Genomic DNA, 21,804 nt, shown 5'->3' on the forward strand with positions numbered 1-21,804 from the left:
CAAGCGAACTCGCCATCGTCACGGCGCTAGCGCCTGAACTCGGCAAGAAAGAACCGGCGCTTTATCTCCTGGACAGCCGCCAGATAGCAGGCCACCAGGGGGCCCAGCACGAGGTAGAAGAGGGGCGGTGGAGACACGAAGGAAAACAGGCCGGAGAGCGGCCCCAGGGGCAGCCAGAGCGCCACCGCCACGACCAGGAAACAGGCCGCCACCAGTACGCCCTGCGGCCGGCTCCGGAACGGGTTGGCGCGGGTGCGGATGACGAAGATGACGAGCACCTGCGTGCATAGCGATTCCACGAACCAGCAGGTCTGGAACTCGGCTTCCGTGGCGTTGAGCACGTGCAGGAGCAGATAGAAGGTGATGAAGTCGAAGGCGGAGCTCACCGGTCCTATGGTGACCATGAAGCGGCGGATCAGGCCGATATCCAGCCGGCGTGGGGATGCCACGTCCTCCGCATCCACGTTGTCCAGGGGAATGGGCAACTCCGAAAGGTCGTAGAGCATGTTGTTCAACAGGATCTGGACTGGAAGCATGGGAAGAAAGGGCAGGAATAGCGCCGCGCCAGCCATGCTGAACATGTTCCCGAAATTCGAACTGGTGCCCATCATGATGTACTTGAACACGTTCATATAGGTGCGCCGGCCCTCCATGACGCCGTCATGCACCACGCCCAGGCTGCGTCTGAGCAGAATGACGCTTGCGGCTTCCCGGGCCACGTCCGTGGCGGACTCCACGGATATCCCTACGTCGGCGGCGTGCAGCGCGGGGGCGTCATTGATGCCATCCCCCATGTAGCCGACCGTGTGGCCCAGGTGCTTGCAGGCCAGCACGACACGCTCCTTTTGCGCGGGCGTCATGCGGCAGAAAAGCGTGGTCTTTTCCACGAGGCCGCGCAGGGCCGCAGTGTCCATCGAGGCAAGCTCCGCGCCGGTCAGGACGCCCTCGACCGGCAGATGCAGTTGCGCGCAGACATGGCGGGTCACGAGTTCGCTGTCTCCGGAAATGACCTTGACCTGCACGCCGCGCGCGCGCAGCGCCCTCAACGCGGAAGCCGCGCCGCGCTTGGGCGGGTCCGCGAAAGCGGCGTAGCCGTGCAGCACCATGTCCGAAGCCTCGCCGGCTTCGGCCGACGCGCAGGAGTCCGCCAGCCGCTTTGACGCAATGGCGAGCACGCGGAATCCATCGCTTTCCATGCCGTGCAGGGTTTGCCCTGCCTGTTGCCGGACGGCTTCGGTCAACGCAGCGGGCGCAGCGTCGCCGCCAGGCGCGTATGACGTGCAGAGGCGGAGCACGTCTTCGGGCGCGCCCTTGACGATCAGCTGGACGCCGGATGGCCCATGTACCAGCGTTCCCGCCCAGCGCCGGTCAAAGTCGAAAGGCAATTGGGCCAGCAGAGTCCAGGCGTCCAGCGTGGCAGTGCAGGCCGACAGCACCGCGTCGTCGAGGGCGCTCTTCGCGCCAGCCGAATAGCGGCTGTTCACCTGCAGCAAAGTGGCTGCGCCATCGCTGGGCTTGCCCGCCACGTCCACGGTCCTGTCGAGCCGGATCCTTGCCTCGGTGAGCGTGCCGGTCTTGTCCGTGCAGAAGACGTCCATGGTGCCCAGGTTCTGGATCACCGGAAGCTGCTTGACGATGACATGCTTGCGGGCGAGCCTGATTGCGCCCCTGGCCAGGGTGACCGACACCACCATGGGCAGCAATTCCGGCGTCAGGCCGACGGCCAGGGCGATGGCGAAGAGAAACGACTCCAGCCATGGCCGGTGAAACAGGGCGTTCACCAGCAGGACGAACAGGACCAGAAACACCGTCAGCCGCATGATGAAGTAGCCGAAGCGCTGTATATCGGTGTCGAACGCGGTCGGCGTTTCGCGCTTGGAAATCTCGGCGCCGATCCGGCCCAGTTCGGCTTGCGCGCCGGTGAGAACCGCGATGGCTGTTGCATTGCCGCTGTGAATGGCGGTGCCGGCAAGGATGGCGCGCGGGGCGTCGATCGCCTGCTCTGCCGCCTCCGGGGCGACCGCGCGCTTTTCCACGGGAAAGGACTCGCCGGTCAGCAGCGCCTGGTTGACTTGCAGATGGCGGCTCGAAACCAGCCAGGCGTCCGCCGCGATGATGTCCCCCGCCTCGAGCACCAGCAGGTCGCCCGGAACGACCGACGCGGCGGGGATCCGGATCTGCTGGCCATCCCGGACCACCGTGGCCTTTTGCGCGACGGACTGTTGAAGTTTCAGCGCGGCCTGGGCGCTGCGCGCCTCCTGGAAGGCATCGAGGGTGACGCTTACCAGCACGATGCCCGCGATGATCAGGGCGTTGCCCATCTCGCCCAGGGACGCCGACACGGAGCCCGCGATCAGGAGGATGAGAACCAGGGGGCTGGCGAAGCGGCGCAGCAGGAACCTGGCGCCGTCCCACAGGCCGGCCAGCCGCGATCTGGGCGGGGCCTGCGCTTGCCGGCGGGATACCGCCAGGGAGTTCAGGCCCTGACCGGTGCAATCCAGGCGCGCGTATAGCGTCTGTTCGTCCAGATTCCACCAGGAAGAGAGGTCGGGCCGCTCATCCATCGGGCTTCCCGCGCGATCACTGGGTGCCTTCGGGCGCTCTTACCAGCAGCACGGGCACGGGTGCGGCCCGCAGGATTCCTTCGGCGCTGCTGCCCAGCACCATGCGGCGCACCCCTCGGCGGCCATGGGTGCCGATGACGATCAGATCGGCCTTCCAGCTTTCCACTTCCGCGATCACCCGCTGCTGCACGGTCTTGTCCAGGTTTTCGTAGAGCACCCCTTCCACGAGAAGGCCTTTCTCCCGGACCGTGGCCATGCCTTTTTCCAGGATCTCGGCGCCGCTTTTTCTCAGCAGATCCAGCAACTCGCCGGCATAGTAGCCGTAGGAATCCACCGCCAGGGCGAATGACAGCTCGTCGATCACGTGGATCAGGCGCAGGCTGGCGTGGGTGAGCTGGGCCAGGCGTATCGCTTCGTTCAGGCCCAGCTCAGAGGTGGCGCTGCCATCGATGGGTACGAGGATGCGTTGATACATGGTTGTCTCCAGAAGGGGTATGCGCAAAGTATCGGCCTTGGAATGTGGCGGATATTGATGGGAGTCAATTCAGTTCGCGGCGGCGCGCGCGGGCGCCGACCAGTCCGGCCGGCTATCACGTGCGGTATCGACGATGATCAGGTAGCGTCCGGCACCGTAGGCAGGGGTACGGCCGGACAGCAGCACCCAGGGCGGAGCAACCAGGTCCGCCGCGAGTTCATAGTCGGCGTCCAGCAAACCGTAGCTGTCCAGCAGGCGGTTCAGGGTCGCGGGTATGCGGATGCAGCCTTTGGATTGGGGCGTTCCCAGCTTGGGTTCGAGCAGGACCGGGTCGGTTGCGTGCATTTGCAGGCGCATGGTGCTGACGCCGCCATCGCCCCATCCCCGCTGCGCCTGCTGCCAGCCGAAGTCATAGACCCGCATGCCTTTGGCGCCGTAGCCGAGGATGCCGTTCGCGTTCTTCGTGCCCTGGGCGCGGAAGTCCGGATTCGCCAAGGTATGCGCGTACACGCCCGTGGGCGTTTCGAAATGGTCGAACTGGCCGATCCTGCCGGTCGATACCGGTGACGCGCCCACGTACAGGGGGGAGCCGCCGGCGGGCAGCCAATAGAGGATGACCGCCTGGACCTTGGGGTTCCGGTCGACCACGAGGACATACTGCGCCCCGAGCAGGCCGATTCCCGCATCCTTGAGCGTCGCGAGCGCCAGGCTTCCGTAGCGTACCTGTTCGTCGGCAGGAACATTCAACGCCGGTGCGACTCGCAGCGAAAATGACTGGATGACGTCCTGCGGCGTGGCCTGGGCCAACACCGGCCCGGTCATGATCATGGACAGAACGACGGACCTGGCGGCAGCCCGCAGGAATGACGGCAAAGCCATGTTTCGTCTGCCTAGTTCACCAGCACGACCGGGATGTGGATGGCATGCAGCACCTTCAAGGTCACCGAACCCAGCAACAGGCTGCCCGCAGCCCCCAGGCCGCGGGATCCCATGACGATGTGGTCGCATCGTTGTTCGGTGGCATACGTTTTGATCCAATCCGCGGTGTTCCCGACCCGCAGGGCGGACTGGTAGAGGATGCCGGCCTTGTCCAGCACGGCTTCCGCTTCCGAAAGCGCCATCTTCGACTCGTCCTCGTAGTACTCCTGGATGGCTTCCGGTTCGAAGAAGGTCTTCACCGTCCCCGATACGATGGGCTGTTGCACGTTGAGCAGATGTATGGAGCAGGGCCCATGCTCACGGACATGGTCGACCATGTAGCGCACGGCGCGCAGGGCATTGCCCGATCCATCCACGGGAATGAGTACGTTCTTCACGGCGCCTCCGGCAGTTGGCTTGCCAGGCCGCAAGGCCCGGACATGCAAGCATCATCGCGCGGCTGCCGCGAGCGCTCTTGACGCCGGTCAATCTTTCTTCCGATTGCGGCGCCCGATCTTGCAGGGACGAAGGGCGCGCCCGATTTTCGTCCCCGTTTTCTGCTTGACAAAGGTCAACATGGGCGGCGCACGGCGTAGCAACATGAAACGGCAGGCGGACATGCGCCCGCCGCTAACCCCATGGAAAGGAGATAGCCATGTCGCGCTTGACGCAATACAGCCCATTTTCGAGCGAACCCTTCGCGGACGTATTCCAGGCATTCCTGCGGCCGATCCGGCAGAACCTGGATGACCAGGCTCCCCGCATGGACATCGATGTGACCGAGTCGGGTGACAAGTATGTCCTGAAGGCGGAAGTCCCGGGCGTGGACAAGAAGGACATATCGGTGGAGATCGATGGCAACACTGTGATGATCTCGGCCAACAAGGAAAAGAGCAGCGAAGTGAAAGAGGAAGGCAACGTGGTCCGGCAGGAGCGGTTCTGGGGGCGGGTTCAACGCTCGGTATCGCTGGCAAGCCCTATCGATCAGGCGGCGGCCAAGGCGGTCTGCGAGAACGGCGTGCTGGTTCTGACCTTGCCCAAGGCGCCAGGAAACCGGAACAAGACGCTTCAGATCGAATAGTCCGGTCCTGTCCGGTAAACCCGCAATCTTCGTGGAGGCTGCCATGTATCGCCGAATCGCCGTTCATCTGGACCAGGGACTTGATTCCTCGCGTCGCGTCGAGTTTTCCCTGCAACTGGCCCGGGCGCATGACGCCCACCTTACCGGCATCTATGCCAGCTACGTCTCGCCTGGCTATTTCTACGACGAGGCCGGCCTCTGGGTGCGGACTATGGACATGGCCAGGCGGATCGACGAGACGGGCCGGACGGCGGCTCAGCTCACGTTCAGCCAGGCCGCGCGCGAGAGCGGCGTGGCCGCGTCGTGGCGGCAAGGCGATGACGTGCCGGCGGAGTGCGTGGCCAAGCATGCCCGCAGCTCCGACATCCTCGTCATCAGCCAGGAGAATCCGGACGATGTGGACGCCGCGGTGGGCAACGGCTTCGTGGAGCATGTCCTGATGTCCGCCGGGCGGCCTGTCATCGTCCTGCCCTCAGCCGGGACATTCAAGGGAGTTGGCGCGCGCGTGCTGTATTGCTGGAACCGCAGCCGGGAAGCGGCCCGCGCGATCGCCGACGCCGCGCCGCTTTTGCGCAACGCGAATGCCCTTGCAGTTTTGACGACGGACGATGTGGAGCCGGACCGGAACCTGGAGGTGCCGTTCGAAGACCTGGCGGCGTATTGCGCCTGCCATGGCTTTCCCGCGCCGGCACATCAGTCACGCAGCACGCAGGAGATAGACGTGGGCGATGCGATATTGAGCACGGCCGCGGATTTCAATGCCGACCTTATCGTCATGGGCGCCTACGGCCACAGCCGCATGCGCCAATGGGTGATGGGCGGCGCCACGCGCGCGATGCTGGCAGCCATGACGGTGCCGGTCCTGTTTTCTCACTGACCGGCAGGCTGCCGGGGCCCTCATCCGCAGCTGCGGCAGTCCGGCGTGGCGGGATCCGATGGAACGGAAGCGGGGGAATCCTCGGACAGCACCGCGTCCATGGCCGGGTCGGGGCGGAATATCGTCAGTCCTTTCAGGCCGGCCCTCCATCCCTGCATGAACAAGGCCTGGACCCGTTCCACCGGCCAGTCGCCGGGGACGGGAACCGTCTTCGATATCGATGCGTCCACGTAGGGCTGCAGGCTTGCCACCATGGCGACATGGTCTTCCGGCGCGATATCCCGCGCCGCGCGGAAATAGTCCGGCAAGGGAGCGGGTTGGGGGTGCAGCCGCCGCCACAATCGCCAGGCATGGTTTTCCACGCGAGCGTCTTCGGCTGGCTGGCCCCGAAGCTGAAGCCGGCGGCGATAGGTCCAGCCGTGGGCGGGTTCAACGCCGTTGGAGCAGTTGTCGGCGAAGGCGAGGCTGACGCTGCCCGTCGGGGCCAGGGAAACGAGATGGCTGTTGCGCAGGCCATGGGCGGCGATCGCGCGCCGCACGTCGTCCGGCAGCTGCCGGCAGGCTGCGTCTTCGGCCAGATAGTCTGCAGGCCGGTAAAGCGGGAAAACCCCTCGCTCCCGGGCCAACTCCGCCGAGGCGGCGTAGGCATGGTCGCGGATGCAGCGCAGGACCGTTTGGGCTGCGGCTCTTCCCGGATCGCTGTCGTAGCGCAGCCCCATCATGATCAGCATGTCCGCCAGTCCTGTCACGCCCACGCCTATCCTGCGCTTGGCGCGGGCCTCGTCCGCTTGGGAAGAAAGGGGCCATCGCGTCAGGTCGATGACGTTGTCGAGCATGCGGACCTGCGTGCGCGCCATGCGTGCGAGCGCCTCCAGGTCCAGCCCGGGCGCGCCTTCCACGCCGAAGGGGTGCGTGACCGCGCGTGTGAGGTTGATGGGACCCAGCACGCAGGAGCCATGGTCGGGCAGCGGCTGCTCGCCGCAGGGATTGGTCGCGCGCAGCGTTTCCAGCGTCCGCAGATTGTTCGCCCGGTTGATGGTGTCGATGTAGAGCAGGCCGGGTTCGGCGCTGTGCAGCGCCTGCTCGCAGATCTCCCGCCAGAGCGCGCGGGCGGGCAAGACCTGGTAGCGCCAGAGCCCATCGTCCAGCCGGACCGCCTCTTTGGAGGCTCCCTCCGGGTCAGGGGGAGCCGTGTGCACCAAGGCCCAGGAAGCGTTGCATTGGACCGCGGCGAAAAAGGCGTCGGTGACGGCCACGGAAACGTTGAACGTGCTCCAGCGCTGGCGGCCGCGCTTGGCGCGCACGAATTGGAGAATGTCGGGATGCGAGCAGGACAGGACCGCCATTTGCGCGCCGCGCCTGCTGCCTTGCCAGCGGATGTTCAGGCAGGCCTGGTCGTACAGGTCTATGGCCTGGCAGACCGCTGGCGCGGCGCTTCTTGCGTCGGCGCAGGCTGCTGCGGGTGGCAAGGGCGAAAAGTCATAGCCGACGCCGCCGCCCATGGCCAATGTCGTGCCGGCCTGGGCGAGTCCGGCGTCGAAGGGCAGCGCAGGCGTGCCGCCGCCAATGGGCTGGACGAAGCAGTTGACCATGGTGGTGCAGGCGTCGATCCCGGCGTTGGCCATGATGCGGCCCGCGCCGATTGCCCCGGCTGCCATGTTGTCCAGGAACAGGCGGGCGAATTCCGGTTGTCGCGCCGGCTGTTCCGCCTGCGCCAGCGCGTGCGCCACGCGAGTGTAAATCTGCTGGGTGGACCGCTCGCCGGGCGCCGCGTAGCGGTCGGCCAGCACCTGGGCGCAGACGCGCTGAACCGGCAGGGGCTCGGTCCCTGTCTGGCTCGGTTCCTCATCGTGCATGGCGATGCTCCTGCTGATGGCAAAGTTTCCGCTCCTGGGCCGAACAGGTTTTGATAATTGTCAGCCAGGGGCCGGAGCGCGTCTTGCGCGGAAGCTGTTAGGATGGATTCTGCCGCATGAAGTCGCAGAATGCGTGCCGGTTCAACGGCAATGATGCAGACGTCCTGCATGCGCTCATCGACGCTTTGTGAAAGCGCGTTTAAATCAAATACTTACAAGAAAATCAAATTTACAGGGAATCTAGATCATGAATGAAGTCATCGTCGCTTCCGCCGTCCGCACCGCCATCGGCGATTTCGGCGGCGCGCTGAAAGACGTGCCGCCTTGCGACCTGGGCGCCACCGTCCTCAAGGCCGCGCTGGAGCGCGCCGCCGTCAAGGGCGATGAGGTCGGCCACGTCGCCGTGGGCCACGTCATCAACACCGAACCGCGCGACATGTACCTGTCGCGCGTGGCGGCCATGAACGCCGGCATCGCCAAGGAAACACCCGCCTTCAACGTCAACCGCCTTTGCGGTTCGGGCCTGCAGGCCATCGTGTCGGCCGCCCAGACCATCATGCTGGGCGACGCCGAGATCGCCATCGGCGCCGGCGCCGAAAGCATGAGCCGCGCGCCGTACATCGCGCCAGCCCAGCGCTGGGGCGCGCGCATGGGCGACAGCGTCATGCTGGACATGATGACCGGCGCCCTGTCCGATCCGTTCGGCCGCATGCACATGGGCGTCACCGCCGAGAACGTGGCTGCCAAGTTCGACATCAGCCGCCAGGACCAGGATGCGGTGGCCGCGGAATCGCACCGCCGCGCCGCAGCCGCCATCGACGCGGGCTACTTCCGCGACCAGATCGTGCCGGTGGTGATGAAGTCGCGCAAGGGCGACGTCGTGTTCGATACCGACGAGCACGTGCGCCGCGACGTCACGGCCGACAGCCTGGCGGGTCTGAAGCCCGTGTTCCAGAAGGAAAACGGCACGGTCACGGCGGGCAACGCCTCGGGCCTGAACGACGGCGCGGGCGCCGTGGTGCTGATGAACGCCTCGGTCGCGGCCAAGCGCGGCGTCAAGCCGCTGGCGCGCCTGGTGGCCTACGCCCACGCCGGCGTGGACCCCAACATCATGGGCATCGGCCCGGTGCCGGCCACGCAGGCCGCGCTCAAGCGCGCCGGCCTGACGGTGGACCAGCTGGACGTGATCGAAGCCAACGAAGCGTTTGCGGCGCAGGCTTGCGCGGTGTCGCGCGAGCTGAAGCTGGATCCGGCCAAGGTGAACCCCAACGGCAGCGGTATCGGCCTGGGCCACCCCATCGGCGCCACCGGCGCGATCATCACCGTCAAGGCGCTGCACGAACTGCAGCGCGTGGGCGGACGCTACGCGCTGGTGACCATGTGCATCGGCGGCGGCCAGGGCATCGCCGCCATCTTCGAGCGGATCTGACGCGCCAGGCAGGGCGCCAGCACGCGAGCGCGGGGGCAGCTAGCTCGCGCCGCGTGTAGGCTCCGCCCGGCCGCCGGCTAGCCCCAATGCGGGGCAGCCTCTTCGCGGGGCTGCAAGCGAGCAAAGCTCGCGCTGCGTGGGGACCTCTTATTTTTCCAGGTAATCGTGCGCCCACGCCTGGCATTCGGCGTGCAGCAGCGCGCCCATCTGCGCCCGCCGGGGCGCGTCCAAGCGGCTGCTGATCGCGCCGAAACTGAAAGCCACCCAGGTCAGTTCCGATACCCGGAACGCCACGCCCACGCCCGAAACGCCGGGCGTGATGGTGTCCACGATCTCTGAATAGCCCGAGGCGCGCGCCTGCCTGACCGATTTCATCAGCGCAGCGCTGGACGCGCCGATCTGCGCGTAGCTGGCCGAGTGCCGCGCATACAGCGCGGCGATTTCCTCGTCGGGCAGGGTGGCCATCAGCGCCAGCCCGCCCGCGCCCACGCCCAGCAGGCGCCGCTCGCCCTGGTCGATGGTGAAGACCTTCACCGGAAACGAACCCGCCTCGCGCAGCAGGCACAGGGCGTAGTCGCCCTGGCGTATCACCAGGAACACCGTGTCGCCCGACAGGCGCGCCAGCTTCTGCGCGAAAGGACGCAGCGCGTCCAGCAGCGGCGTGCGCCGCAACGCCGCGAAGCCCAGTTGCATGGAGTCCACGCCCAGGCGGTAGCGCCGGGTCTTGGCGTCGCGCTCGGCGAACTGCTCTTCCAGCAGGCAGGCGAGCAGCCGGTGCGCCGTGGAGCGTTCCAGTCCGGTCTCGGCCATCACGCCCTGCAGATCGATGCCTTCTTCCTGGTGTTGTGCCAGCACGCGCAGCAGGCCCAGGGCGCGCCGCATGCTTTGGGTACCGCCGGTGGAACCGCTGTTGTTCATAATGTGGGAAATAGTTGTCGAATATTTTGTATTTTAGGATTCCAGGTGCGTTAATTCAATCCAGTCGACCGCGCCGCCTTTCAAGGCGCGGCAGAACAAGGACGAGGAGACCATGGAGTACGCCACCCTGGCCGTCGAGCGGCACGACTCGGTATGCCGCATCAGCCTGGCGCGCGAATCCGCGCGCAATGCCCAAAGCCAGCAGCTGCTGGACGAACTGGATGACGCGTTGACGCGCGCCGAACAGGACGATTCGGTGCGGGTGGTGGTGTTGGCCGGCCGCGGCGCGCACTTTTCCGCCGGCCACGACCTGAAGGAAGCCCAGGCCAAGCGCGCCGATTTCACGGTGGAAGAGCGCTGGGAATATGAGTCGCGCCGCTACTACGGCTATTGCATGCGCATCTGGGATTTTTCCAAGCCGACGGTGGCCCAGGTGCAGGGCGCCTGCGTGGCCGGCGGTTTCATGATCGCCAACATGTGCGACCTGGTGGTGTGTTCCGACACCGCTTACTTCTCCGATCCCGTGGGCCACACGCTCGCGGCGGCCGCCACCGAGGTGCTGATCCATCCCTGGGTCATGGGGCTGCGCAAGGCCAAGGAAATGCTCTACACCGGCGAAAAGGTCGACGCCCAGGAAGCGCTGCGCATCGGCATGGTGAACCGCGTGGTACCCGAGACCGAGCTGGACGCCGCGACCCTGGCGCTGGCGCAGCGCATCGCGCAGGCGCCGCCTTTCGGGCTGCGCCTCATCAAGCGCTCGCTGAACCGCACGGCCGACGCGCAAGGCTTCCGCACCGCCTTGTCCGCGCATTTCGATACGCACCAGCTGTCGCATCTGAGCGAGGAATTCCAGGCCGTGCGCGAGCGCGGCCTTGCGCAAGCCATTCAACGTAACAAGAAGGGCGAAACCGCATGACCCCGTCCCTGGACCCGTTGCTCAATCCGCGTTCCATCGCGATGATCGGCGCCAGCGCGAACGCGGGGCGCATCGGCGGCATGCCGCTGGAGCTGCTGACGCGCTTCGGCTACGCGGGCGGCATCTATCCCGTGAATCCCAAGTACCAGGAAGTGTTCGGCCGCCGTTGCTGGCCGGACATAGAGTCCGTGCCCGAGCCGGTGGACCTGGCGGTGCTGGCGATCGCGGCGGCGGACGTGACGCCCATGCTGCGCCGCTGCCACGCAAAGGGCGTGCGCGCCGCCATCGTCTATGCCGCGGGCTTTGCCGAGGCGGGCGGCGAGGGCGTGCGCCTGCAGGACGAGCTGGAAGCCTTCGTGGCCGAGAGCGGCATGGCCGTGGCCGGTCCGAACTGCATGGGCTTCGCCAACCTGAACACCCAGGCCCATACCGCGTTCGCGTCGGTCTTCAAGACCGCGCCGGCGCAGACGGCGCCGGGCAAGGTCAGCCTGCTGACGCAGAGCGGCAACGTGTGCGCGGCGGTGTACGCGATCGCGCGCCGGCTGGACCTGCCGTTCTCGCACTTCATCAATACCGGCAACGAAGCCTGCCTGGATTTCTCGCAGTACCTGGAATACCTTGCCGCGGATCCGCAGACCGAAATCGTGCTGGGCTACATCGAGCAACTGCGCGACGGCGAGCGCTTCAAGCGCGCCTGCCGCGAGCTGGAACGCCAGGGCAAGCTGCTGATCGCGCTGAAGGCCGGCACCACGGACAAGGGCGCGCAGGCGGTGCAGTCGCACACCTCGGCGCTGGCCGGGGACCGCCGCGTCTACGGCGCGGCCTTTCGCCAATTGAATGTGATAGAGGCCACCGACTTCGCGCAGATGGCGCAGCTGGCGAGCCTGGCGACGCTGCGGCACCGCACGGCGGGCAAGCGCGTCGCGGTGCTGACCATGTCCGGCGCGTTGGGCGCCATCCTGGCCGACAAGTTCATCGGCGCCGGGCTGGACCTGCCCGATCTGCCGCCGGACCTGCAGGCGGTGCTGCGCGGCGGCATTCCCGACTACGGCATGGTGGGCAATCCGGTGGACGTGACCGGCAACGTGGTCAACGACCCGGACTTCGTGCGCACCGTGCTGGAAGCCCTGGCCACGACCGACGCGATCGACGCCGTCGTCGTCTATGCGCCCGGCTACATGCTGGACCGCATGGCCGATGCGCTGGTGGACGTGTCGCGCCGGCACCCGCGCCTGTTCGTCGCCATCGATACCGGGCTGGCGCAGAGCCGCGCCGCCCTGCGCGAGGCCGAGGTCGCTGTGTTCGAGGACCTGGGCCTGGCGGTCGCGGCGCTGGCGCCCTACCTGCAGTGGTGCGAGGCGCGCGGCGCCAAGCGCATCGCGGCGGTGCCGGAGCTGGCGGCCGTGGCGTTGCCGGCCTTGCCCTGCAATGAAGCCGACGCCCGCGAGTACGTGGCCGCCTTCGGCCTGCCGCAGGCCCGCGTGAGCCCGGCGGCCGACGCGGACGCCGCGGTGGCGCAGGCGCGCGCGGCCGGATATCCGGTGGCCCTGAAGATACTGAGCGCCGACATCGCCCACAAGACCGAGGCGGGCGGCGTGGCGCTGAACCTGACCGACGACGAGGCCGTGCGCCGCGCCTTTGGCGAGGTGACGCGGGCCGCGGCCGCGGCGCAGCCGGACGCGCGCATCGATGGCGTGATGGTGCAGAAGATGGAGCGCGGCGTGGCCGAGATCATCGTCGGTGCCACCCGGGATCCGGTGTTCGGCCCGGTGCTGACCGTGGGCTTGGGCGGCGTGCTGACCGAGCTGTACCAGGACACCAGCCACCGCCTGTTGCCGGTGGACGAGGACATCGCCCTGCAGATGTTGCGCGAGCTCAAGGCCTACGCGTTGCTCGACGGCTACCGCGGCAAGCCCCGCGCCGACGTGGCGGCGGCGTGCCGCAGCATCGTGGCCGTGGGCAATGCGCTGCTGGCCGCGCCCGCGCACGCGGCGGAAATCGAAGTCAATCCATTGCTGATCAAAGAGGCAGGACAGGGCGTCGCGGTACTGGACGCGCTGATCCTGCCCGCAACCCCGTAGCGCCACGCGCGCAACGCTTCCCAGGAGGAGACAAGCATGATGAAGAAACTATTGGCCGGCGTCGCGCTGGCTTGCATCGGCGTCACGGGCCCGGCCATGGCCCAGGACAGCTATCCCAGCCGCCCGATACGCATCGTGGTGCCGTTCTCGCCGGGCGGCGCGACCGACATCATGAGTCGCCTGCTGGCGGAAAAGCTGAGCGGCAGGCTGGGCCAGCCGGTGATCGTGGAGAACAAGCCCGGCGGCGGCACCATGATCGCGTCAGACTACGTGTCGCGCGCCGAACCCGACGGCTACACCTTGCTGATGGCGGCTTCGTCGCTGGGCATCGCGCCCAGCATCTACGCCAAGGTCAACTACGACCCGATCAAGGACTTCGCGCCCATCAGCCAGGTGGCCTCGGTGGTGCACGTGCTGGAGGTGCATCCGTCGGTTCCGGCCAAGAACGTGGGCGAACTGATCGCCTACCTGAAGGCGAATCCCGGCAAGGTCAGCTATGGCTCGGTCGGCACCGGCAGTTCGACCCATCTGGAGGCCGAGCTTTTCAACAGCATGGCGGGCGTGCAGATGACGCACATCCCGTACAAGGGCAGCGCGCCGGCGCTCAACGATCTGGTGGCGGGACGCCTGCAGGTGATGTTCGACGCCTGGGCTTCGTCCGGTCCCTTCGTCAAGGACGGCAAGCTGCGCGTGTTGGCGGTGACCACGGCCCAGCCCTCGGCTTCGGTGCCGGACCTGCCGACCGTGGCGGCCTCGGGCCTGCCGGGCTATTCGGCCATGCCCTGGCTGGGCCTGGTGGCGCCGGCGCGCACGCCGCAGCCGGTGGTGGACAAGATCTACAGCAACCTGGCGCAGATCCTGCAACAGCCCGACGTCAAGGCGCAGTTCACCGGCCTGGGGCTGGACATCATCGGCAGCGATCCCAAGACCTTCGCCGCCTTCATCCGCCAGGACGTGACCACCTGGGCCAAGGTGGCGCGCGATTCGAACATCCGCCTGGAGTAATGGCATGACGCAGTTGGAAAGCGCTGCGCGGGAAGACGAGGCATTCCGCCTGGACCTGCGCGGCTGGCTGGCATCGGCCTACGTCCGTTTCGCTCAGGACTGGCCGGGCGGGGCCGATCCGCGCAACCTGGATTACCGGCGCGCGTGGGAAGACACGCTGTGCGCCAACGGCTGGTCCGGCCTGGGCTGGCCCAGGGAGCATGGCGGCCGCGCGCTGCCGCTGTCGCGGCAGGCGGTGTTCCACGAAGAGCACGCGCGCTGCGGCGCGCCGCTGGGCGTGAACCTGATCGGGCACGGCATCCTGGCGCCGACCTTGCTGCATTTCGGCAGCGAGGCGCAGAAGCGCCGCTTCCTGCCGGGCATCCTGTCGAACCGCGAAGTGTGGTGCCAGGGTTACTCGGAGCCGGGGGCCGGTTCCGACCTGGCGTCAGTGCGCACCCGGGCAGAGGCCGCGCCCGGCGGCTACCGGCTCAACGGCCACAAGATCTGGACCTCGTTCGCCGACCGCGCGCAGTGGTGCTTCGTGCTGGCGCGCACCGATCCGCAGGCGCCCAAGCACAAGGGCCTGAGCTTCCTGCTGGTCGACATGCGCAGCCCGGGCGTGCGCGTCGAACCCATCCGCCAGATCACCGGCGAGGCTGAGTTCTGCGAGGTGTTCTTCGAGGACGTGTTCGTGCCGCAGGACAACCTGCTGGGCGAAGCCAACCAGGGCTGGAAGATCGCCATGGCCGCGGCCAGCTTCGAGCGCGGCACCTACTTCATTCCGCGGCTGGTGCGCTTCGCCCAGGAACTGCGCCAGGTGCGCGAGCTGGCTCAGCGCGCCGACGCCTACGGCCACGTGCCCGCGTCCTCGGCCGCGGTGCGCCAGCAATGGGCGCGGCTGGCGGCCGACAGCCACGTGCTGGCGCTGAAATCGCAGCGCGCGCTGGCCGGCGCCATGCGCGGCGATCCGCCCGGGCCGGAAGGCTCTTCCACCAAGATCCATTGGAGCGAAGCGCATCAGCGCCTGCTGGAGTTGTCCTTGCAGCTGCTGGGCGAAGACGCCTGCCTGGCGGAAGGCGCGGCCGACGCGCACGCCGTGGAGCTGACGCACGCCTACCTGTGGTCGCGCGCCGAAACCATCCTGGCCGGCACCTCCGAAATCCAGCGCAACATCATCGCCGAGCAGATGCTCGCCCTGCCCAAGGCTTGAATCCCATGGATCTGCATCCGACCGAAGACCAGCGCATGCTGGAAGACGCGGCGCGCCGCTATCTGGCCGACCGCCATCCGCTGGCCGTGGCCCGCGCCGCCGCCGGCAAGCCCTATGAGGCACGCCTGGCGCAATGGCGGGAAATCGCCGGACAAGGCTGGCCTGCCTTGCTGGCGCTGGCCGAACAGGACGGGCTGGGCCTGGGCATGCGCGATGCCTGGATCGTGGCCGAAGCCGCCGGGCGGCATCTGCTGAGCCTGCCGTTGGCCGCCAACATGACGCTGCTACCGACCTTGTGCGCTGTGGGCGCGGCGGGCGCGGCGGCGCAATGGGCCGCCGCCGTGATGGTGGGCGAAATGTACTTTGCCGACGCCGCCTTGCGTCCCGACGGATCCGCCTTCGTCGAGGGGGCGGGCGAGGGCGTGCGCGCGCTGGCCGTGCGGCGCGTGAGCGCGACCATGCTGCGGCTGGAAGTGCAAGCGCCCGAGCCCGGGCTGGCGGGGCTGGATCCGACCATGCCCGTGGCGCGCGTCGCGCGTCCGCGGGTGCTGGACGGCGTCGACCTGGAAGTCGCGCCGGGCGTCTGGGAGCGGCTGCGCACGCGGCTGCGCCTGCTGCGCTCGGCGGAACTGCTGGGCGCAGCGTCGGCTGCCCTGGACATGGCCGCGGCCCATGCGCGCGAACGCTGCCAGTTCGACCGCGCCATCGGCGCCAATCAGGCGATCAAGCATCGTCTGGCGGAGGATTGGATGGCCCTGGACGACGCCTGGCTGGCGGGCATCGCGGCGGTCGCGGCCCACGATGCCGGCGCCGCCTCCGCAGAGCGCGACAGCCTGTTTGCGCCGCTGCTGGCGGTCGAGGCCGGCAAGCGCGCGGCGCAGAACGCCATCCAGGTCCACGGCGCCCTGGGCATGACCTGGGAATGCGACGCGCACCTTTACCTGAAGCGGGTGCTGCGCCTGGCGGCCGGCCTGCAGGCGGAAGCTTCGCGCGCGGAACTGCTGGAACGGATCTGGGAGAGCGGGGACGACAGGCTGGCCGCGTAGCTCGCAGCGGCCGGACGCCGCCCGCGCGCGGGGCGTCCGGCCTACAATCGCCGCCATGCACAAATCGAATCTTCCTTCCGAGCTGGACCAGCCGACCCTGTCCGAAGTGGACGGCGTCCGCTACCTGCACTTCAACACCGTCTGGGTCCAGGGCGCCATGCGCATCAAGAACCCGTCGGAGCTGGTGCTCGAATACACCGCCCAGATGATGGCCTGGCTGCTGTTCCTGGAACCGCCCAAGGACGAAGCCATCGGCATGCTGGGCCTGGGCGCCGGCTCGCTGGCGCGCTATTGCGTGAAGCACACGCGCAGCCCGCTGCTGGCGGTGGAATGGAATCCGCGCGTGACGGCGGCCTGCCACATGTTCTTCCGCCTGCCCGGATCCAACCGGCTGGAGGTCGAGCACGCCGACGCCGGCGCCTGGGTGGCCGACCCGCTCAACGCCGGGCGCTGCCCGGTGCTGATGGTGGACCTGTACGACGCCTCCGCCGAAGGGCCGGTGCGCGACAGCGTGAAGTTCTACCGCGACTGCCGCCGCGTGTTGGGCGAGGTCGGCGTGCTGGCCGTGAACCTGTTCGGCCGCCACGAGAGCTTCGGCAAGAACATCGACAACCTGTCCAAGGCCTTCGACGACCGCATCGTGCTGCTGCCCGAGGTCGAGGCGGGCAACCAGATCGTCTTGGCGTTCTCCGGCCCGCGCCTGGCCGTCACCCCCGCCGACCTGCTGGCGCGGGCCGAGGTGGTCGAGGCCAAGTACGGCCTGCCGGCGCGCCGCTGGGCCCGCTCGCTCACCCGCCACGCGGTGGACGGGGTGCTGCACTTCTGACCTGCCGCTCCGTTTTTGCAGGACGGGCCATCGGGCCTCCGGACGCCTGAGGCCTTTTTTCTCCTAGGGTAGCTACCGAGACGGGAGGGGTTTTCTTTTCCCCGCATCTGGTTCTATCATGGCCTTATTCATAATTATGAATTACGGTGCAGTCCAGGCCGCTGACCCATGACCCTACCCATCGTCCGGCAAGCCCTCTACCTGGAAGTCGCGGACCGCCTGCGTGGCATGATCCACGCGCGCTCCCTGCGCAATGGCGAATGGATCGACGAACTGCGCCTGGCGGGTGAACTGGGCATTTCCCGCACCCCCTTGCGCGAGGCTCTCAAGGTGCTGGCCACCGAAGGGCTGGTGCGGCTGGAACCCCGGCGCGGCTGCTTCGTCAATGAGCTGTCGCAGCAGGACCTGGAAGACATCTTTCCGCTGATGGCCATGCTGGAAGGGCGCTGCGCCTTCGAGGCCGCGCGCAAGGCCAGCGACGCGCAGTTGGCCGAGCTGGAGGCCTTGCATGCCGCCCTGGCCGGCCACGCCGAGGCCGGCCGCATCGACGCCTATTACAAGACCAATTATTTGATCCACGAGGCGGTGCAGGCCCTGGCCGGCAACCAGTGGCTGTCGGACATGGTGGGCAATCTGCGCAAGGTGCTGAGCCTGTCGCGCCACCGCAGCCTGTCGCAGCCGGGGCGCATCCACGAGTCCTGCGCCGAGCACCAGGCCATCTTCGCCGCGCTCAAGGCGCACGACTGCGAAGGGGCCCAGGCGCTCGCCCATACACACCTGATGCGGCAGCTGGAAGCGCTGCGCGCATTGAGCCATGCGGACGCCGGCGATCCGGCGCCGTCCGATCCCATCGTCATCGAGGAGCCCGACCATGTCCGCACCCGCCAATCTCGCGCCCGCGCGCGGCGCGCGCTCGCCTGAGCCCGAGACCGAAACCGTCGACGCGGCCGCCGCCGCCGAAAGCGCCGGCCTGATGTCCCGCCTGGGCCGCCTGTGGGAACGCGGCCGGCTGCCCAGCGAATCCGAAGTACGGCGCCTGTTCGAGGCGCGCCTGACCGATGTGGCCGCCAACAAGCTGGCGCGCCGCTGGTGCGAACAGTACAGCGCCGCCGACGGCAAGGACCGCCGGCTGATGCTGACGGCGCTGGCGCAGGCCCGCGGCAGCTACGCGGGCGAGGGCGGCGAAGGCCCGCGCCTGTTCAAGCGTTTCAATGCCCAGCCCCAGGGCCTGCGCTTCCTGGTTGCGCTGCGCGCGGACATGCTGCGCTGGCGCAAGCAGGTGGCGGGCATCCAGACGCTGGACAAGGACCTCGAAAGCCTGCTGTCCGCCTGGTTCGACGTGGGCCTGCTGGAACTGCGGCCGCTGACCTGGGATTCGCCGGCCTCGCTGCTGGAAAAGCTGATCCTCTACGAGGCCGTCCACGAGATCCAGTCCTGGGACGACCTGCGCCGCCGCGTGTCGCCGGACCGCCGCTGCTACGCCTATTTCCATCCGCAGATGCCGGACGTGCCGCTCATCTTCGTGGAGGTGGCGTTTGCCGGCCAGATGGCCGACAACGTGCAGGTATTGCTGGACAGCACCTTGCCGCCCCAGGACCTGGATAAGGCGCGCTGGGCCATTTTCTATTCCATCTCGAACACGCAGCCCGGCCTGAAGGGCATCAGCTTCGGCAATTTCCTGCTCAAGCGCGTGGTCGAGCAGTTGCTGCACGAACTGCCCAAGCTGAAGTCCTTTGCCACGCTGTCGCCGATTCCCGGGTTCGCGGACTGGCTGGGCAAGCTGGACGCCGAAGCCGTCGAGGCCATCGTGCGCGAGGACAAGGCCCGCGCCAAGGCGCGCAAGCGCGAGGGCGTGCCGGATGGGCGGCGCTGGGGCGCGCGCCTGTCCAAGGCGGCCCAGGGCAAGGCGCCGGACGTGGTCAGGCGCGCGGGGTTCCGCCTTGCGGCCAGCTATCTCCAGTCCATGAAGAACGGGCTGCCGGTGGACGCCGTGGCGCGCTTCCACCTGGGCAACGGCGCGCGCATCGAACGGCTCAACTGGGCGGCGGATACCTCGCCCAAGGGCCTCAAGCAGTCCTGCGGCATGATGGTGAATTACCTCTACGACCTCGACGAACTGGACGACAACCTTGCCCGGCTGGGCGAGGGCAAGCCCCAGGTCAGCCGCGGCGTGGGGCGCGTGGCATAGGCGCCGCCCAGGCGGGGCAAGAACATAAGCACGAACACAAGCAAGAACATAAGAAAGAGGGGCAGGAGACATGACGGACAATGTGGCCGGCCGCGTGCTGCTGGAGCGCGAGGACGATCTGGCATGGGTGACGCTATCGCACCCGGGGCGTCTGAACGCGATCACGGTGGGCATGTGGCATGAACTGCGGGACGTGTTCACGCGCATCGCGCAGGACGTTGCGGTGCGCTGCGTGATCGTGCGTGGCGAGGGCGGCAACTTCGCCGCCGGCGCGGACATCCGCGAATTCCCCGTCCAGCGCGGCGACATGGCCGGCGTGCAGCATTACCACCGCGAAGTGCTGGCGCCCGCCTTGCAGGCGGTCGCCCTGTGCCCGCAGCCGGTGGTGGCGCAGATCGAGGGCGTGTGCGTGGGCGGCGGGCTGGAGATCGCCAGCCAGTGCGATCTGCGGATCGCCGGCGAATCAGCGCGTTTCGGCGTGCCGATCAACCGCCTGGGCTTTCCCATGGCTCCCGACGAAATGAGCGGCCTGCTGGCACTGGTCGGACGCGCGGCCACCCTGGCCATCCTGCTGGAGGGCCGCGTGTTCGGCGCCGCCGAGGCGCGGGAACTGGGGCTGCTGACCCGCGTGGTTGCCGACGCGCAGGTAGCCGATGCGGCCCGGCGCAGCGCCGAGCGCATCGCGGCGGGGGCGCCGCTGGCCGCGCGCATCAACAAGCGCCTGTCGCGCAGGCTTGCCGCGGGCGGCGCCTTGACCGAAGCCGAATACCAGGATTATTTCTCTTACGCCGACAGCCGGGACCATAAGGAGGGCGTGCGCGCCTTCCTGGCCGGCGAAGACCCTTCCTTTTCCGGAGACTAGACAAGGTGAGCAACGCAAATCTATATGCTGTCCTGCAAGGCGGCTTTCCCAAAGACCGCAGCAAGGTCGCGCTGGAGACGCCCGACCTGCAATACACCTGGGATGACATCGATCGCGCCACCGCGTGCCTCGCCAATCTGCTGACCTCGCTGGACCTGCCGGCCGGATCGCGCGTGGCGGTGCAGGTCGAGAAATCGCCCGAGGCGCTGCTGTTGTATCTGGCCACGCTGCGAGCCGGCTTGGTCTACCTGCCGTTGAACACCGCCTACCGCGAATCGGAAATCGAATATTTCCTGGGCAATGCCGAGCCGGCCGTGGTGGTCTGCGCCAGCAAGAACCTGGAATGGGTGCGGCGCGCGGCCGACAAGGCTGGCACCGCGCACGTGTACACGCTGGACGAGGACCGCAGCGGCACGCTGCTGGATGCCGCCGGCGGCCTGCCGCAGACCTTCAAGACCGTCGTCAGCCAGCCCGATGACCTGGCCGCCATCCTGTACACGTCCGGCACCACCGGACGCAGCAAGGGCGCGATGCTGTCGCACGGCAACCTGGCTGCCAACGCGCGGGTGCTGCACGACTACTGGGGCTGGCGTTCGGACGACGTGCTGCTGCACATGCTGCCCATCTTCCACGTGCATGGCCTGTTCGTGGCCTCGCACGGCGCCTTGCTGGCCGGCGCGAAGATGATCTGGCTGCCCAAGCTGGACGCCGACCAGGCCTTGCATTACCTGCCGCGGAGCACGGTGATGATGGGCGTGCCCACCTACTATGTGCGCCTGCTGGCGGATCCGCGCTTCGACCGCAGCGTCTGCGCCAACATGCGTCTCTTCATTTCGGGCTCCGCGCCTTTGCTGGCCGAGACCTTCTCCGACTTCCAGAAGCGCAGCGGCCACGCCATCCTGGAACGCTACGGCATGAGCGAAACCGTCATGCTGACTTCCAACCCCTACGATCCCAAGCTGGGCGAGCGCCTGGCGGGCACCGTGGGCCGCGCCTTGCCGGGCGTGCAGGTGCGGGTGGTGGACGACGCCGGCATCGCGCTCGCGCCGGGCGAGATCGGCAACGTGCAGGTGCGCGGGCCCAACGTGTTTTCCGGTTACTGGCGCATGCCGGAAAAGACCCGCGAGGAATTCACCGAGGACGGCTGGTTCAAGACCGGCGATGTGGGCCGCTGGGGCGGTGAGTCCGCCGGACGCGACGTGCCCGCCGACTACCTGTCCATCGTGGGCCGCAGCAAGGACCTGATCATCTCCGGCGGATACAACGTCTACCCCAAGGAAATCGAAACGCTGATCGACGACATGCCCGGCGTGGCCGAATCGGCCGTCATCGGCGTGCCGCATGCCGATTTCGGCGAAGCGGTGGTGGCGGTGGTCGTGCCCAAGGACGGCGTTGCGCTGGACGCGGCCGCCATGCAGGCCGAGCTGAAATCGCGCATCGCCAATTTCAAGGTGCCCAAGCGCCTGCACATCATCGACCAGCTGCCGCGCAACACCATGGGCAAGGTGCAGAAGAACGTGCTGCGCGAAACCTACAAGGCGCTTTGACGTTCATGAGTCGCCCGCTCCCC

General features: G+C 67.7%; 19 protein-coding genes. 13 read left to right on the top strand and 6 right to left on the bottom strand.

Going from position 1 to position 21,804, the window contains the following annotated elements; all coding sequences use genetic code 11:
- Window positions 1-26: 26 nt before the first annotated feature.
- From mgtA to HWY37_RS05740, 4 genes are all read right to left on the bottom strand, one after another.
- The gene (gene mgtA, locus HWY37_RS05725) at window positions 27-2,564 is read right to left on the bottom strand and encodes a magnesium-translocating P-type ATPase (RefSeq protein WP_175209018.1); all 2,538 of its coding nucleotides are present in this window, start codon (window positions 2,562-2,564) and stop codon (window positions 27-29) included.
- A 16-nt stretch (window positions 2,565-2,580) separates the two neighbouring features.
- Window positions 2,581-3,039 (bottom strand): universal stress protein, encoded by a 459-nt coding sequence (locus HWY37_RS05730; RefSeq protein WP_175209017.1) that lies wholly within the window; start codon window positions 3,037-3,039, stop codon window positions 2,581-2,583.
- Between the two features lie 69 nt (window positions 3,040-3,108).
- Window positions 3,109-3,918 (bottom strand): L,D-transpeptidase, encoded by an 810-nt coding sequence (locus HWY37_RS05735; RefSeq protein ID WP_175209016.1) that lies wholly within the window; start codon window positions 3,916-3,918, stop codon window positions 3,109-3,111.
- 11 nt (window positions 3,919-3,929) lie between these two features.
- On the bottom strand, window positions 3,930-4,355 hold the full coding sequence (locus tag HWY37_RS05740) for a universal stress protein (RefSeq protein ID WP_175209015.1): 426 nt from the start codon (window positions 4,353-4,355) through the stop codon (window positions 3,930-3,932).
- A gap of 257 nt (window positions 4,356-4,612) precedes the next feature.
- On the opposite strand from HWY37_RS05740, the gene HWY37_RS05745 reads away from it, so the two are divergent.
- Together HWY37_RS05745 and HWY37_RS05750 are read left to right on the top strand one after the other, a co-directional pair.
- A complete protein-coding gene (locus HWY37_RS05745; RefSeq protein ID WP_175209014.1) occupies window positions 4,613-5,038 on the top strand; it encodes an Hsp20/alpha crystallin family protein in 426 nt (141 codons plus the stop codon).
- 31 nt (window positions 5,039-5,069) lie between these two features.
- Window positions 5,070-5,915 carry a universal stress protein gene (locus tag HWY37_RS05750; protein ID WP_246302203.1) on the top strand — a complete coding sequence of 282 codons (846 nt, stop codon included), beginning with the start codon at window positions 5,070-5,072 and terminating at the stop codon, window positions 5,913-5,915.
- 20 nt (window positions 5,916-5,935) lie between these two features.
- Here the strand turns inward: HWY37_RS05750 and HWY37_RS05755 are convergent, their stop codons facing one another.
- Complete coding sequence (locus HWY37_RS05755; RefSeq protein WP_176088107.1) at window positions 5,936-7,771, bottom strand: adenosylcobalamin-dependent ribonucleoside-diphosphate reductase; 1,836 nt, start codon at window positions 7,769-7,771, stop codon at window positions 5,936-5,938.
- Window positions 7,772-8,018: 247 nt separating this feature from the next.
- Between HWY37_RS05755 and bktB the strand changes: the two genes are divergently transcribed.
- Window positions 8,019-9,200 (top strand): beta-ketothiolase BktB, encoded by a 1,182-nt coding sequence (gene bktB / locus HWY37_RS05760; RefSeq protein WP_176088108.1) that lies wholly within the window; start codon window positions 8,019-8,021, stop codon window positions 9,198-9,200.
- A 147-nt stretch (window positions 9,201-9,347) separates the two neighbouring features.
- Here bktB and HWY37_RS05765 read toward each other — a convergent pair whose 3' ends face one another.
- Window positions 9,348-10,118, bottom strand: coding sequence for an IclR family transcriptional regulator (locus tag HWY37_RS05765; protein WP_175209011.1), 771 nt, complete (start codon window positions 10,116-10,118; stop codon window positions 9,348-9,350).
- A gap of 112 nt (window positions 10,119-10,230) precedes the next feature.
- Between HWY37_RS05765 and HWY37_RS05770 the strand changes: the two genes are divergently transcribed.
- The 10 genes from HWY37_RS05770 (at window position 10,231) to HWY37_RS05815 (ending at window position 21,781) form a co-directional block, all read left to right on the top strand.
- The gene (locus tag HWY37_RS05770) at window positions 10,231-11,034 is read left to right on the top strand and encodes an enoyl-CoA hydratase (protein WP_175209010.1); all 804 of its coding nucleotides are present in this window, start codon (window positions 10,231-10,233) and stop codon (window positions 11,032-11,034) included.
- A complete protein-coding gene (locus tag HWY37_RS05775; protein WP_176088109.1) occupies window positions 11,031-13,115 on the top strand; it encodes an acetate--CoA ligase family protein in 2,085 nt (694 codons plus the stop codon). Before HWY37_RS05770 ends, HWY37_RS05775 begins: the two co-directional genes overlap by 4 nt.
- A 36-nt stretch (window positions 13,116-13,151) precedes the next feature.
- Window positions 13,152-14,120, top strand: a complete 969-nt coding sequence (locus HWY37_RS05780; protein ID WP_175209008.1) for a Bug family tripartite tricarboxylate transporter substrate binding protein — start codon at window positions 13,152-13,154, stop codon at window positions 14,118-14,120.
- 4 nt (window positions 14,121-14,124) lie between these two features.
- Complete coding sequence (locus HWY37_RS05785; protein WP_176088110.1) at window positions 14,125-15,312, top strand: acyl-CoA dehydrogenase family protein; 1,188 nt, start codon at window positions 14,125-14,127, stop codon at window positions 15,310-15,312.
- 5 nt (window positions 15,313-15,317) lie between these two features.
- Window positions 15,318-16,358 carry an acyl-CoA dehydrogenase family protein gene (locus HWY37_RS05790; protein ID WP_176088111.1) on the top strand — a complete coding sequence of 347 codons (1,041 nt, stop codon included), beginning with the start codon at window positions 15,318-15,320 and terminating at the stop codon, window positions 16,356-16,358.
- A gap of 55 nt (window positions 16,359-16,413) precedes the next feature.
- On the top strand, window positions 16,414-17,184 hold the full coding sequence (locus HWY37_RS05795) for a class I SAM-dependent methyltransferase (protein ID WP_175209005.1): 771 nt from the start codon (window positions 16,414-16,416) through the stop codon (window positions 17,182-17,184).
- A 168-nt stretch (window positions 17,185-17,352) separates the two neighbouring features.
- Window positions 17,353-18,105, top strand: coding sequence for a GntR family transcriptional regulator (locus HWY37_RS05800; RefSeq protein WP_176088112.1), 753 nt, complete (start codon window positions 17,353-17,355; stop codon window positions 18,103-18,105).
- The gene (locus HWY37_RS05805; RefSeq protein ID WP_175209003.1) at window positions 18,056-19,372 is read left to right on the top strand and encodes a malonyl-CoA decarboxylase domain-containing protein; all 1,317 of its coding nucleotides are present in this window, start codon (window positions 18,056-18,058) and stop codon (window positions 19,370-19,372) included. Before HWY37_RS05800 ends, HWY37_RS05805 begins: the two co-directional genes overlap by 50 nt.
- Before the next feature lie 70 nt (window positions 19,373-19,442).
- Window positions 19,443-20,234, top strand: coding sequence for an enoyl-CoA hydratase/isomerase family protein (locus HWY37_RS05810; RefSeq protein ID WP_175209002.1), 792 nt, complete (start codon window positions 19,443-19,445; stop codon window positions 20,232-20,234).
- 5 nt (window positions 20,235-20,239) lie between these two features.
- Complete coding sequence (locus HWY37_RS05815) at window positions 20,240-21,781, top strand: malonate--CoA ligase (protein ID WP_175209001.1); 1,542 nt, start codon at window positions 20,240-20,242, stop codon at window positions 21,779-21,781.
- Window positions 21,782-21,804 lie beyond the last annotated feature (23 nt).

The organism is Achromobacter anxifer (assembly GCF_903652925.1).
In the GTDB taxonomy this organism is placed as follows: Bacteria; Pseudomonadota; Gammaproteobacteria; order Burkholderiales; family Burkholderiaceae_B; genus Achromobacter; species Achromobacter anxifer.

What these genes read in the sequence shown, in the direction of transcription:
- mgtA (WP_175209018.1), bottom strand. Translation starts at nt 2,564, where the DNA reads ATGGATGAGCGGCCCGACCTCTCTTCCTGGTGGAATCTGGACGAACAG.
- HWY37_RS05730 (WP_175209017.1), bottom strand. Translation starts at nt 3,039, where the DNA reads ATGTATCAACGCATCCTCGTACCCATCGATGGCAGCGCCACCTCTGAG.
- HWY37_RS05735 (WP_175209016.1), bottom strand. Translation starts at nt 3,918, where the DNA reads ATGGCTTTGCCGTCATTCCTGCGGGCTGCCGCCAGGTCCGTCGTTCTG.
- HWY37_RS05745 (WP_175209014.1), top strand. Translation starts at nt 4,613, where the DNA reads ATGTCGCGCTTGACGCAATACAGCCCATTTTCGAGCGAACCCTTCGCG.
- HWY37_RS05755 (WP_176088107.1), bottom strand. Translation starts at nt 7,771, where the DNA reads ATGCACGATGAGGAACCGAGCCAGACAGGGACCGAGCCCCTGCCGGTT.
- bktB (WP_176088108.1), top strand. Translation starts at nt 8,019, where the DNA reads ATGAATGAAGTCATCGTCGCTTCCGCCGTCCGCACCGCCATCGGCGAT.
- HWY37_RS05765 (WP_175209011.1), bottom strand. Translation starts at nt 10,118, where the DNA reads ATGAACAACAGCGGTTCCACCGGCGGTACCCAAAGCATGCGGCGCGCC.
- HWY37_RS05770 (WP_175209010.1), top strand. Translation starts at nt 10,231, where the DNA reads ATGGAGTACGCCACCCTGGCCGTCGAGCGGCACGACTCGGTATGCCGC.
- HWY37_RS05775 (WP_176088109.1), top strand. Translation starts at nt 11,031, where the DNA reads ATGACCCCGTCCCTGGACCCGTTGCTCAATCCGCGTTCCATCGCGATG.
- HWY37_RS05780 (WP_175209008.1), top strand. Translation starts at nt 13,152, where the DNA reads ATGATGAAGAAACTATTGGCCGGCGTCGCGCTGGCTTGCATCGGCGTC.
- HWY37_RS05785 (WP_176088110.1), top strand. Translation starts at nt 14,125, where the DNA reads ATGACGCAGTTGGAAAGCGCTGCGCGGGAAGACGAGGCATTCCGCCTG.
- HWY37_RS05790 (WP_176088111.1), top strand. Translation starts at nt 15,318, where the DNA reads ATGGATCTGCATCCGACCGAAGACCAGCGCATGCTGGAAGACGCGGCG.
- HWY37_RS05795 (WP_175209005.1), top strand. Translation starts at nt 16,414, where the DNA reads ATGCACAAATCGAATCTTCCTTCCGAGCTGGACCAGCCGACCCTGTCC.
- HWY37_RS05800 (WP_176088112.1), top strand. Translation starts at nt 17,353, where the DNA reads ATGACCCTACCCATCGTCCGGCAAGCCCTCTACCTGGAAGTCGCGGAC.
- HWY37_RS05805 (WP_175209003.1), top strand. Translation starts at nt 18,056, where the DNA reads ATGTCCGCACCCGCCAATCTCGCGCCCGCGCGCGGCGCGCGCTCGCCT.
- HWY37_RS05810 (WP_175209002.1), top strand. Translation starts at nt 19,443, where the DNA reads ATGACGGACAATGTGGCCGGCCGCGTGCTGCTGGAGCGCGAGGACGAT.